Raw genomic sequence first — 13,152 nt, forward strand, 5'->3', positions numbered from 1 at the left:
TATTCTGAGTACTGTTGGACACCAGCCAAAAGGCGGTTTCAAAGATCCTCGTGAAAAATCACGAACAAAATCTTTTCATCCTCGGGATTCACAACCGCCAACAACTGGTATGTAATATATAAATCTCCATCTCATCAATGAAATCTCCGAAAGCTCTTCCGGGTATGAATGCACACTTAAAAATTCCCCCTTGATTAAGACATGACTAGTCTTACAGAGGGAATTTTTATGTGTTAAAAGCTCTTAACGGCCTCCTCAAAGGCTGTACATACACGATTTTTGATTCGGAGGAGCTGTCCTCCTTCACAGTCCAAAGGGAAGTATTTCTTCTTCTATTGTTCTTCCCGACGTTCTGTATTCCCAGTCCACCAGGTCATAAAACGGAAACCAGGTATAACCCGTTATGGGCTTCCCCTGTTCCCTTCCCTTCTGTAACACATCCAAGCTTTCATGGAGCCAATCCATTCGTTCCTGCTCTGTTCCCCGATAACTGGTTTCGGTAATAAACACCGGTTTATTATACCGATGAAGAAACCGGTCAATGATATCCATTAAATCATTCGCGGTTCCCATTACATGGGGGAAATGAGCGCCTGAGGAAGCCCCTTCTGACTGATGAACACTAAATTGTGGATAAAAGTTGATCCCCGCGATATCGAGATCAATTTTATGTTCAGAAAACCAATTAAGCTGCTCATCCGTCACCCCATGTTCCTGAATCCAGGGAAGAAGGACCTTGTTTTCACTCAACCTCCCCTGAATCATTTCCCATGAATACATGGAAAGCTCGCTCCACCTTTTTCGTTCCAGCTCTAAAGAAGCGTCATCGGTACTTGGCGGATAATACTTTTTCGTAGCATCAACATGGACCGCAATGCTCTCAGGATTGATCGATTTGACTTCCTCAACCGTATGAATAATTCCTTTTCCGAGCTGCATCATCAGCTGATTGAATCCTTTAAGCCCTTGTTGATATGGCGGCCATTTTCCTAGAAGCCCACAATACTCTGCATTCACATATGGCTCGTTCAGCGGGGTGAAATAGGGCGTCACGTCTTTATACCGTTGAAAAAAAACGCCCGCAAAGCGTGCCACAGCCTCTGGATACTCGGGGTTTAAAAACTCTTGCTTCAGCCAGCCGGGCGTACCGTAATGCATCAAATCGATAATAGGTACCAGCTCCCGGTGCTCCCTGAAATAATCCATTACCTGATCCACCCACAACCAGTTATACTGACCTTTCGTTTCCTCTACCCCATGCCAGGGTATTCCGTAACGAATCATGCTAGATCCACTATTTCTCGCCAAGTCCAGGTCTTCTCTCCATTTTTCATAATGCTGGGTCAATGCATACTCATCAAGGGGACGTTCGCCCCGCTCGGTCTGGATCACAAAGGTATCTTCAATCCCAACTGCAAAAGCAAAATTTTTCATCATTTATCACCTTTGATCATTAATGGATTTAATTTTGGACAGCTCACACTTCGGTTTGCGGTCATAGGTAAGCAGTCCGTTGATTTCTTGTTCCACATCGGTCAGCTGCGTATAACAAAACCCCTGCACAACAGAAGACCTCATTAAAGCTTCAGTTACGTTCCTGTACTCCTCGATCAGTTCTTCCCCGCTTTCAACTGAAGAATAGCCCCATCCTGCTGCTGACACCTTGTACGCAATTCCCCCATATTCCGTAATCATAATCGGTTCCTTCTGATAACTAAAACCTCGCGCATAGATGGCACGGTTGGCAGGCTCAGTAGAAATGGCACTTTCGGTAGTTTCATAGGCTTTTTCCATCTCGGTCGATGATTGATAATTATGAATGCCGCAAATATCAGATTGCGTATGTTCCCAGCCCTCGTTGGATAGCACCGGGCGGGTCGTATCCAGAGATTTTGTTAAATGGTACATCGCCTGTGAATGAGCTTGCTGCTGAGCATCACGTTCTACCCGGGAGATACCCCAGCTTTCATTAAGCGGAACCCAGACAATTAGTGAAGGATGGCTGTAATCCCGTTTTATCGCTTCAATCCATTCACGGGTAAGGCGGCCAGCGGCCTGCTCACTGTATTCGGCCGCATTGGCCATTTCTCCCCATACAAGAAAACCAAGTTTATCGGCATGATAAAAAAACCGCGGGTCCTCGACCTTTTGGTGCTTTCTTGCCCCATTAAACCCCATCTCCTTTGCCAACAGGATGTCATTCTTTAAATCGTCGTCACTGGGAGCCGTCAGCAGGCCGGTTGGGAAGTATCCTTGATCCAGGACGAGTTTTTGGTAATAAGGCTTGTTATTCAATAAAATTTTTCCGTTTTCAATCGAAATTTTTCTCATACCAAAATAACTGGAAATCGTATCAAGCGTGGATGTGTCATCTTTTAAAACAAGCTCCACATCAAACAGGTTGGGGTGCTCAGGAGACCAATACCAGCCCGCTCCATGAATATTGCTTCGTTCGGTAAAACGGCTGCGAAGGTCAATGTTTCGTTTCGTATAGGTGTCATGCAACGATAACAAATCCTGAATAATCACCTTCCCTCCAAAAGAGATACGAACCTCTGCCTTCAAGTTTTCTAAAAGTCGGCTAACCTCCAGCTCCATCCCGATCGATCCGTTGTCAATATCCGGTGTCCAGCGAATAGAAGTGAAATGGACAGGATCTACCGGTTCAAGCCACACCGTCTGCCAGATCCCTGTTGTTCTTGTATAAAAGATCGATTCTGATTGTTCTTTCCAATATTGCTTGCCCCGTGGAATGGTCTCATCTTCCGACGGATCTTCTACACGAATCACGAGATCATTTCTATTACTTTCATTCAGGTACGGTGTAACGTTATGCGAAAAAGAGGTATGACCGCCTTCGTGAAAACCGACGAGTGAACCATTCACATAGACCCATGAACGATAATCGATCGCACCAAAATGAAGATACAATTCTTTCCCCTTCCATTCGTCAGGAACAAGAAGCTCTCGTTCATACCAGACTACATCGTGAAAGGCGGTTTGATGAATCCCGCTCTCTTCACATTGATAAGCAAACGGTACCTGGATTTTTAATGATTCTTCAGGCAATCCATTCTTGTACCATCTTTTATTCATCCCTTCATTTTCATCATCAAAGATAAAGTTCCATTCACCGTTTAAATTTAACCAAATGTCCCGCTGAAATTGGGGACGTGGGTATTCGCTGCGTTTTTGTGTCATACATTTGCCTCCTCTATTTGATCCCTGTTTGTGTAATTCCTTTTATAAATTGGCGCTGGCCGACCAAGAAAATCGCTAACATCGGCAGAGTTGCCAACGTTGTCAATGCCATTAGCTTTCCGTAAGAGGAAACGAAACTTCCTTGCTGCATAATCGCAATTCCCGTAGTAATGGTCCGAAGCTCAATCGAATTCGTGGAAACGAGCGGCCATAAAAAATCATTGTAAATCGTCATGAATGTAAAGATGCCAAGCGTCCAAAGCATCGGTTTGGCTGAAGGCAGCACAATACGTACAAATACCTGCCATTTGTTTGCTCCATCAATCACGAAATTCCTGTGCATTTTTAGGCGGAGTATTGGGATCCAATCCGGCTTTTTTGAAAAGGTCTTTGTTCCAATAAAACATCAGCGGGTGAATATCCAGCGGTATGCCATAGGTGCTGCCGTTAACCTTGGAAGCTTGAAGCGCTTTTGGGTGGTAATCCTTTTCGCTGATTTTTTTGCTCTTGGTCAGAATGCTTGTTTTTAAAAGCTGATCTTTTGTCGCATAATCTACAATGCGGTCCGCGTGCATGATCATTAAGTCTGGCAAATGATTTTTTGAACTCAGGGTCAAATTCACCATTTTGTAATAGTCGGATGATGGAATGATCTGCAAATCCACGTTGTATTTCTTTTGCGATTGATTATACGACCTGACAATCTCCTCAAATTTCGGACCGTCCGGACCTGAAAATGGAACCCACAGCTTTACGTTCTTTTTATCTTCGCCTGTGGCGCTTGTCTGCTGCCATGAACAACCGGCAAGCATGACGCAGATGATCATTAATACCAACCCTGCAACATTGATCTTTTTCAATTGTTCCCCTCCTTTTTAAAAGCGCTTTCAAATATGGGCCTATTATTACATACAAACATATTTCATTTCAACTTTTTTATAAATAAAAAACCGGACTCCATTAAGAATCCGATTCTTGATTTATGAGTATTTAATTTTCATGAGCAAATCCTGTTCGTAATTGCCGAATTTAGAGCCGAAAATATTTAGACCGCCTACTTTCTCGGCATCCCGCTTGACGCCAAAGGTTACGGAAACATAGGGTTTTTCTTCTAACTGAAGGGTTTGAACAGTATGATCTGAAATCTTCAAACTGTCGACAAAACTGCCGCTCTCATTCACCTTCCATTGTTTTAGCATTCCATACTGTGTATTGTGGTCTTCCCACCAGGAAGGTGTAAGAAATCCCCGTTCCCCGCCAAAATCTGAAGGGCTTGTCCATGTACCGATTTCAATCCCATTAATCCAGCAGGTTATATCAGAAGGCCAATCCAGCTTGTGATAAGGAGCTTCCGAACACATTTCCACACTCAGGCTGATTTCTTCCACTTTTGACCCATAGGGCACACGGTTTGGAAAGTGATATTCCAAAAATCCTGCTCTGAACCATATGATTTGCGCATCTTTGCGCTCCGGTTCAAAGAAGGAGCGCTGATCATCAATAATACTGATAATCCCGTTCTCGCTGGCAAGACCGCAGGTCGGCTCAACTTCGCATTGAACATAATTTCCAATCGGCATTTCGAGTGTAATGAACTTCTCAGGCGCTTCTTTTTTACTGGCCAGATCAATGACGATGCGGTCAAAGCGTTTGGAACTCACCTTCTGGCTGCCGCGTCCAGGTACGATTTCGGTCGCAATTAAACCCGCTTCTTCCAGCTTTTTAATGTTCACGGCAGCGGTGGAAAAGGGAATCTCCAGCCTTTCTGCCAAGTCGTTCACATTTTTGGGCCCTTCCGTCAGGACACTCAGCATTTCCATCCGTTGCTGATTCCCAAGCGCTTTGCTTACCGCTAATGCTTCTTCTAGTGTTAAATGCAGTACTCTCACATAGACCTCCGTTTTATTACAAAAAATAGTGTTATAAAAAGATATAATGCATCGGGTACTTATTTGTCAAGGGGATATCTCTTATGGATACTGACAGTCCCTCCTTTTTAACTAGGTCATTGTATTCGACCACAGCTTGTTTGCACTGGACTTGCGGAAACCCATGCGTATGACGGAAAAGCGCTAAGCTACAACAACTGCGATGATAGTGCCGTTACAAAGAAAAAGTTAAAAATCAGGAATGATGATTTTGGCCATACACCCGCGGTTAAACAGACTGGTACTAACCTTAAGGAGGTGCTGATGAATGAAAAAGGTCAAGAGAATACCTATGGTTCTGTCTATCGTCATAACTGCCATTCTGGCATCCCTTCATCCCGCGAACTCAACACTAGCTGAAACCCATACGTACGACGGTAAAAGCCCCTACTACAATCATTGCGCGGACAGCGCGGTAACCAAGGATAAAGTGTGGATTGATTCTGTTTCTTACGTTGAATTAAAATACAGTACGTTGTGTAAAACGGTGTGGGCCAAAGTAATCCTCACTAGAAACGCTACTTCCAACTATGAAGCAGATGCCAGAATTGTCCGCAGTACAGATGGAAAAGCTTATACATGTGACAGTTCTGGCGGAAACGGAGCTGTAAATAAAGGCCAGACTTCCTGTTATACAGCGATGGTTATGATTACAATCCCAGAAAATCACAAGCTCAAGGGAAACACGCCATTGCCAACAGTGATGCCCTATAATCAAAAAGAAACCATTTGGTATTAAGGTATAATAAATAATGATATTTTTCTCTTCATCTGAGTATATTTCAATGTGGATAACCATTCACATCATGAAAATGCGTAGGGGGATGAGGAAATGAAAAAGATTCAAAGTATCTATTGGATTTTTACAGGTTTATTAGCGGTGCTTATGCTCGTCGGTTCCATTCCGGATATCGCCAAAGTCGAATCAGCGGTTGACTTGTTTAATCATCTTGGATACCCGGAATACTTGCTTCCATTCCTAGGTGTGGCCAAATTGCTCGGAGTGATCGTACTTTTATTGCCTGGCTTTTCACGTTTAAAAGAATGGGTATATGCAGGATTTGTATTTGATCTGGCAGGAGCCACCTATTCCACGATCGCAGTTGGCGATCCCTTCAGCTCCTGGTGGGTAATGGTTGTTGGGCTGATTCTTGCTGCAGGGTCCTATGTGTACCACCACAAAAGATTGCAAGCAAAAGCTGCGGGCAGTGCGAGTTTCTAATGCTAAAAAAGGCAGGCTCACATAAAGTGAACCTGCCTTTCCATTTCCTTGATTACTTTTCTTGTCCTTTTGTCTGCTCAGCGTTAAAGGTCCATTTCAGGTTTAGAGAATCACCCTGAAACACGTTTTGATCTTGTCCGTTATCCACGAACCCCTTACTCACACCATTTTTCTTTAAGCGAGTTTTCCATTTAGTTCGAAACGTTTAGCAATCTGCTCAACTATTGCATTACCTATTTGAATGGACGCAGTAGCTGCAGGAGATGGGGCATTGCAAACATGCAAAGAACGTTCACCAGAGAAGATGGCAAAATCATCTACCATGCTGCCGTCATACTTAATTGCCTGTGCTCGAACGCCCGCATGGGTTGGAACAATATCCTTTTCTGTTAACTCCGGAATCAGTTGCTGCAAACTATTTAAAAACGCCTGCTTGCTGAAGGAACGCACGTACTCTTTCAGGCCTTCCTTCATGTTAGGCATTGCCATCTTCCAGAAGCCCGGATAGGTCAATACCTCCAAGAGCTCTTTCACATTAATGTCCTTTTTGGTATAACCCTCACGTTTAAAAGCTAATACTGCGTTGGGTCCCGCATGTACATCCCCATTAATCATCCGAGTAAAGTGGACACCAAGAAATGGAAAATCAGGATTAGGTACCGGATAAATTAAATGTTTTACGAGATGCCTTTTTTCAGCTGTCAATTCATAATACTCACCTCGGAATGGCACAATTTTCATACCGGTATTTAAATCGGCCATTTTAGCCACGCGATCACTGTGTAAACCCGCGCAATTGATTAAAAAGCGTGCTTTTATCGTACCTCGGGTTGTCTCAAGTGATACACTCTCCTTCTCTTCAGCTATGTTTTCCACTTTCGTACCAAGATGGATTTCGCCTCCACCTTCTTCAATGATACGGGCAAAAGTACGGGATACACCTTTATAATCTACAATACCTGTACTTGGCACCCGGATCGCACCCACTCCTTTTACATGCGGCTCTATCTCCCGAAGTTCTTCTGGCACAATTTTCATAACATCCAGCTGATTCTGCAAGCCCCGCTCATATAGATGCTCTAACAACGGCAGTTCTTTCCGTTCGGTCGCCACGATGACTTTCCCGCAGACATCATATTTAATTCCATGTTCCTTGCAGAAGTGCACCATGGCTTTACTCCCTTCGCGGGCAAAACGTGCCTTGAAACTCCCTGGTTTATAATAAATACCTGAATGGATTACCCCACTGTTATGACCCGTTTGATGATGGGCCAAGTCCTCTTCCTTTTCGATGACGATAATTTTTGAGCCAGGGTATTGCTTCGTAAGAGCCATGCCTGCTGATAAACCAACGATTCCTCCCCCTACGATAGAAAAATCATACATAATATCCCTCTTTTTTAATGGTAATTTAGATCTGGGCCGTTCACTTTTCCATACTTGCATGAGAGGGCAAAGATCACCATGACCTTTGCCCTGCTTGCTTTTTATTTGGTTTGAATCTTCATCGATAGATACTTATCCTCTAAATAATCATCAATTCCCTGGTGGCCGCCTTCACGACCCATTCCACTCTCTTTTATCCCTCCGAACGGAGCTTGGGCTACAGTCGGTATTGCATCGTTCATACCAATGATTCCAAATTCCAAAGCTTCTGAAACTCTGACGGACCGACTGGCATTCTGTGTATAAAAGTACGCCGCTAAACCATAAACCGTATTATTCGCTTGTTGAATCACTTCTTCTTCTGTGTCAAAAGGTATAATGGGAGCCACAGGTCCGAATGTTTCCTCATTGGTAATCAGCATTTCATTCGTTACTTCATCCAAAATGGTAGGTTCATAGAACAATCCATTGGAAAGTTCTCCCTTCAGCCTTTTCCCGCCGCAAAGAAGACGAGCTCCTTTATCTAAAGCGTCTTGTACGTGCTCTTCTACCTTTGATAACCCATCACGGCTTACCAGAGGCCCCACCTCAACGGTTGAATCCAGGCTATTACCGACTTTAAGAGCTTTTGTTTTTTCCAAAAATAGTTTTGAGAACTCCTCAATAACTGAACGCTGAACATAAATCCGATTTGCACAAACACACGTCTGTCCTGTGTTTCTAAATTTACTGGCAACGGCCCCTGCTGCAGCTTCTTCCAGATCCGCATCATCAAACACAATAAATGGAGCATGCCCGCCAAGTTCTAGTGACAATCTCTTTAATTGGGAAGCCGATTTGGCGACCAAAAGTTTTCCCACCTCAGTAGAACCTGTGAAAGATATCTTCTTAACCACCTGATTATCAAAAATCTCGTCTGAAATAGGACCAGAATCCCCGGTTACCACATTCACAACACCACGCGGAACTCCCGCCATTTCCACCAATTTACCAAATGCAATGGCACTGATAGGAGATTGTTTGGCTGGCTTCACAATCCCTGTACATCCTGCAGCCATCGCCGGGCCGATTTTTCGAGTCATCATGGCTAGCGGGAAATTCCAAGGGGTAATGGCAGCCACTACTCCGATCGGTTGACGAATCACCATTAATCTTTTATCAGGTGTGGAAGCAGGAATGGTTTCCCCATAGATCCTGCGTCCTTCTTCAGCAAACCACTCCAAATAACTGGCCGCAAAGAACACTTCCCCCTGTGCTTCCTTAAATGGTTTTCCCATTTCCATGCTCATAATTTCAGCTAATTCATCTTTGTATTCATGCATAAGATCACGAATTTTCAATAGATATTTACCGCGTTCCCCTGCGGTTAATTTCGACCAAGACTTAAACGCTTCACCAGCAGATTCGATGGCCTGCTTTGTTTCGAAGCGTCCTCCTTTTGGAACTTGGGCGACGACTTGACCGTTGGATGGATTAGTAACTGAGAACGTTTCTCCGCCCTGAGCGCTTGTCCATTCCCCATTTATAAACATTTTTAGTTCACTTAAGTTAACTAATGAGTCTACTTTTAACATATACATCCTCCTCTTATTAATGGGTTACATGCCGGTTGCGACATTCTTTTCCTCTGTTTTTTCTTCGTGGAACGAAATTCTCTGGTTTTTAATAATGAATGTATAGGCTAATGAAGCAATTCCACAAATGACTATGGGTATAATCAGCGCAATGGTGAAATTTTTAAATTGAGAAATGAGGAGCCCGGTTACTACAGGAGCGAGCCATCCAGCCAGATTTCCTACAAAGTTTTGCAATCCTGCCAGCTTTCCTTCAGCCCCAATCGGAGCGACATCCGAGACGGTTGCCCATAGGATACCCGCTGCCAACCCCTCACCGCCAATGGCAATAGAGATAAAGATAAGTGCTGTCATCGCATCTTTTGTATAGACGGTCGGAATAATGAATAACGGGAAAAGCATACCGATCGCCAAAATCGTTTTCCTGGCTTTAATAGAATTCCATCCTCTTCTTATTAACCAGTCAGATAGAATACCACCAAGGATGTTCCCCAGGAAAGACATAATCCATGGAAGCATTGTAAAAAATCCGGCCTTTAACAGGGTCATATGCCTTTCTACTACTAGATAAGTAGGCAGCCAGGTCATCATTAAATAGATCAAGTAATTATGTGCGAATAAGCCATATAGCATGGGCCATACATTTCTATACCTTAGAAATTTTATCGGTGATATCTTAATAGCAAGCTCACTTTTTGTTTCTGTTTGTCCCGCTGCAATATAATCAACCTCGGCTTTATTCGCAATGGCACTTTGGCTTGGTTGATTTCGGAAAAAGAACAGCCAGAACGCCAGCCAGATAAACCCAATGGATCCGATGACTACAAAAGCCGCCTGCCAGCCCCATTTTTCAATGATCCATGCCAGTACCGGAGTTGTAATTCCAATTCCAATTGCTGTTCCTGAGTTGAAAATTCCGTTTGCAACCCCCCGTTCATTCGCAGGCAGCCAATCAGAGATTACTCGAGTATTTGTTGGAAATGCAGGTGCTTCCCCAATTCCCATCAGGACACGGATTCCGATCAATGTACCGATAGACCGGCCCAGTCCCGTGAATACCGTACATAAAGACCACCAAACAATAGCAATGGAATACGTTAATCGTGCTCCTAACTTGTCTACAATCATCCCCACTGGAATTTGCATTAAAGCATACGACCAAAAAAATGCGGATCCCAAGATGCCAAATTGCACAGTTGAAAGAGAAAGATCTTTCATCATCGAAGGCCCTGCAATTCCGAGAATAGCCCGGTCCATATAGTTCACTGTTGTAGCAATGAAAAGAAGGACAACTACCAGCCATCTTCCATTCGTTTTCTTCATACGCTCACCTCTTATTTTCATTTATAAATTGAATACGCTTCCAAAAACTAAGTCAAAGTACGCTCATTTTATTCGGTTCGTTATAGCTGACTTCCAGATCACCATGATAAGCCTTTTCAATGATCGCTTGAATATCAGCAGGCCTTGTAAGCCTTGGATTCACATGTACATTCCCGCTCCTCATTGAGTCTTCCACAAGTTTTTCCATTAATTGTAACGAAACGCCCAAGTCCTTTATATTAAGGGGGATATTCATTGACTCATTCATTCTGATAACCGTTTCAATCGCCTCTTTGGCAGCCTCCATCTCAGGAAGACCATTGACTTCCCTACCTAAAGCAATGGCAATATCTTTATATTGCGCAGCACATGCCGGCAGGTTAAATTTCATCACAAAAGGCAGTAATGCAGCATTTGCAATGCCATGAGGAATATCAAACGTGCCACCAAGCGTATGCGATATGGCATGCACATTTCCCAGACGTGATTGGGAAAACGCAACCCCAGCAAGCATTGCAGCAACAAGCATCTTTTCCCTGCTTTCAATATCCGTTCCCCTAAAATACGCCTTTGGCAAATGCTCACCAATCATTTTAATAGCTTGTATAGCATATCCCTGGCTAACCGGATTAGCAGTTTTAGATGTATAAGACTCAATGGCATGGGTTAAAGCATCCATTCCAGTCGAGGCTGTAATTTCCTGTGGCAGCTGGATGGTAAGAGCTGGATCAAGTATAGCTAGATCCGAAAATAAATAGGAACTTAGCACACCCAGCTTAAAGGAAGTTTCTTTGTTGGTCACCACTGTCGAATTTGTGGCTTCACTTCCGGTTCCTGCTGTAGTAGGGATCGCAATAATTGGCAGTGGGGGAATCCTAATCATGCCTACTCCCTCATAATCAAGGATATCACCGGGATTCACTGCCATTACTGCTATTGCCTTTGCGGTATCAATACTGCTTCCGCCACCGACACCAAGTACTGCATCACAATTTCTTTGCCTAAGAACCTCGGTACCTCTTCGAATAGTGTCAGCGGATGGGTTCGGCTCTACCTCATCATAGATTTCATATTCCAAATTAACTGCATGAAGCGACTTCACGATTCCTTCTAACAGATTCGCTGACCTTACCCCTTTATCAGTTACGATTAAAACCCTGGAAACATCCAGTTCATTAACTAATTCTCCTGTCTTTTTAGACATACCGTTTCCACATTCCACTCGGGTAGGCATAAAATAAGTAAACGACAATGTTTGAACCCCTTTCTGTTTCACTTTCTTAAATCAAATGCCTCTTTGATCTTTTATAAGGCTTTTCGAAGCAACTCTTCCAAACCATGGAGAGTGGGAACCCTCGGATTATTTCGGACCAAACGGTCAATCTGCAAAGTCTTCTCCGCAATTTCGGCAACATCTTCTTCTTTTATTCCTATATCTGAAAGGTGTGTAGGCAATCCAATCGTCTCAAGTAAGTTAAAGACGGCTTTTGAAGCAGCCAATGCCGCTTCCTTTCTGGATAAACCATCAGCGTTGATGTCAAAAGCTTTTAAAATTTTCACCATTTTCTCTGTTTCTACTGCCGTATTAAATTCCATTACATATGGCAGCAGGAGCCCTGTCACTTCTCCATGTGGGGATTTTACAAGTCCCCCAATGGGATAAGCTAACGCATGGGCTGCCGCAGTTCCAGCATTTGAGAAAGCCATTCCGGCAAGCAGACTGCCCAATAACATATTTGAGCGTGCTTCAAGATTTGTCCCTTGCTGTACCGCGAGCGGAAGATTCTTGGCAATTAATTCAATTGCCCTGTAAGCAAGAGCATCACTAATGGGAATTGAACCTTGAAACAAAATCTGGCCTTCTGCTTGGATAAATGAAAATGGTTTAGCTGTGTATGCCTCAATGGCATGGGATAAGGCATCTATTCCTGAGCAAGCTGTTACGTAAGAAGGAAGGCCAATGGTTAACTCGGGATCAAGCAACGCAACAGTTGGCCGAAGATAATTATCCGAAATTCCCACTTTTAGATTGTTCTTAACATCAGTCAATACTGAAACCGATGTGACCTCAGAACCGGTTCCGGCTGTCGTTGGAATTGCTACTAAAGGCGCAATTGGTCCTGGAACCTGATTTTCCCCTCCATAATAATCAAGCGGATGTCCTCCATGCGCGACCAGAAGGGCAACAATCTTTGCCATATCTATGCTGCTGCCTCCCCCCAACCCAATAACGGCATCGGTATTTTGTGACTTGGCAAACTCATAACACTCCAAGGCTGAATCTATTGGCGGTTCTGGTATAACTTGATCATAAACAACAGCATGGTAGCTGGCCTGCTCTAAAAGAGCTAAAACTTTATCAACAATGCCGGCCTGTTTAATTCCAGGATCAGAAATAAGCAGAACATTTTTTGCTCCAAGCCTTTGAAGAATTTCACCCAGTTGCTGTATTGCCCCATTCCCAAATACAATTCTCTCTGTAGAATAAAAATCCCATGTAGTTCTCATACCTTTCACC

The 13,152-nt window shown here is 43.6% G+C and carries 11 protein-coding genes and 2 pseudogenes; 2 read left to right on the forward strand and 11 right to left on the reverse strand.

What is annotated here, in order from left to right; translation table 11 throughout:
* Positions 1–303: 303 nt before the first annotated feature.
* The 5 genes from AS030_RS07985 to AS030_RS08005 form a co-directional block, all read right to left on the reverse strand.
* Positions 304–1,437 (reverse strand): family 1 glycosylhydrolase, encoded by a 1,134-nt coding sequence (locus AS030_RS07985; protein WP_082635733.1) that lies wholly within the window; start codon positions 1,435–1,437, stop codon positions 304–306.
* A gap of 3 nt (positions 1,438–1,440) precedes the next feature.
* Positions 1,441–3,201: a glycoside hydrolase family 2 protein gene (locus AS030_RS07990; protein ID WP_061970287.1), complete on the reverse strand. Its 1,761-nt coding sequence runs from the start codon at positions 3,199–3,201 to the stop codon at positions 1,441–1,443.
* A gap of 13 nt (positions 3,202–3,214) precedes the next feature.
* Positions 3,215–3,529 carry a carbohydrate ABC transporter permease gene (locus AS030_RS07995; protein ID WP_061970289.1) on the reverse strand — a complete coding sequence of 105 codons (315 nt, stop codon included), beginning with the start codon at positions 3,527–3,529 and terminating at the stop codon, positions 3,215–3,217.
* The gene (locus AS030_RS08000) at positions 3,522–4,061 is read right to left on the reverse strand and encodes an extracellular solute-binding protein (protein WP_061970292.1); all 540 of its coding nucleotides are present in this window, start codon (positions 4,059–4,061) and stop codon (positions 3,522–3,524) included. Before AS030_RS08000 ends, AS030_RS07995 begins: the two co-directional genes overlap by 8 nt.
* 120 nt (positions 4,062–4,181) lie before the next feature.
* Complete coding sequence (locus AS030_RS08005; protein WP_061970294.1) at positions 4,182–5,090, reverse strand: ArsR/SmtB family transcription factor; 909 nt, start codon at positions 5,088–5,090, stop codon at positions 4,182–4,184.
* A gap of 394 nt (positions 5,091–5,484) precedes the next feature.
* Between AS030_RS08005 and AS030_RS08010 the strand changes: the two are divergent.
* Both AS030_RS08010 and AS030_RS08015 read left to right on the forward strand, forming a co-directional pair.
* A pseudogene (locus AS030_RS08010) lies at positions 5,485–5,868 on the forward strand (DUF2690 domain-containing protein); the annotation flags it as partial.
* A gap of 93 nt (positions 5,869–5,961) precedes the next feature.
* Complete coding sequence (locus AS030_RS08015; RefSeq protein WP_061970297.1) at positions 5,962–6,351, forward strand: DoxX family protein; 390 nt, start codon at positions 5,962–5,964, stop codon at positions 6,349–6,351.
* Positions 6,352–6,403: 52 nt separating this feature from the next.
* On the opposite strand, the pseudogene AS030_RS22955 reads toward AS030_RS08015, so the two are convergent.
* The 6 genes and pseudogenes from AS030_RS22955 to AS030_RS08040 all read right to left on the reverse strand — a co-directional run.
* A pseudogene (locus AS030_RS22955) lies at positions 6,404–6,502 on the reverse strand (TasA family protein); the annotation flags it as partial.
* 23 nt (positions 6,503–6,525) lie between these two features.
* Positions 6,526–7,737 (reverse strand): L-2-hydroxyglutarate oxidase, encoded by a 1,212-nt coding sequence (gene lhgO / locus AS030_RS08020; protein WP_061970300.1) that lies wholly within the window; start codon positions 7,735–7,737, stop codon positions 6,526–6,528.
* Between the two features lie 101 nt (positions 7,738–7,838).
* On the reverse strand, positions 7,839–9,311 hold the full coding sequence (locus tag AS030_RS08025; RefSeq protein ID WP_082635735.1) for an NAD-dependent succinate-semialdehyde dehydrogenase: 1,473 nt from the start codon (positions 9,309–9,311) through the stop codon (positions 7,839–7,841).
* Positions 9,312–9,335: 24 nt separating this feature from the next.
* On the reverse strand, positions 9,336–10,634 hold the full coding sequence (locus AS030_RS08030) for an MFS transporter (protein WP_061970303.1): 1,299 nt from the start codon (positions 10,632–10,634) through the stop codon (positions 9,336–9,338).
* A gap of 52 nt (positions 10,635–10,686) precedes the next feature.
* On the reverse strand, positions 10,687–11,868 hold the full coding sequence (locus tag AS030_RS08035; RefSeq protein WP_074440530.1) for an iron-containing alcohol dehydrogenase: 1,182 nt from the start codon (positions 11,866–11,868) through the stop codon (positions 10,687–10,689).
* 71 nt (positions 11,869–11,939) lie between these two features.
* The gene (locus AS030_RS08040) at positions 11,940–13,142 is read right to left on the reverse strand and encodes a hydroxyacid-oxoacid transhydrogenase (RefSeq protein WP_061970309.1); all 1,203 of its coding nucleotides are present in this window, start codon (positions 13,140–13,142) and stop codon (positions 11,940–11,942) included.
* Positions 13,143–13,152 lie beyond the last annotated feature (10 nt).

The organism is Fictibacillus enclensis, assembly GCF_001457035.1.
GTDB classification, from domain to species: domain Bacteria; phylum Bacillota; class Bacilli; order Bacillales; family Fictibacillaceae; genus Fictibacillus_C; species Fictibacillus_C enclensis.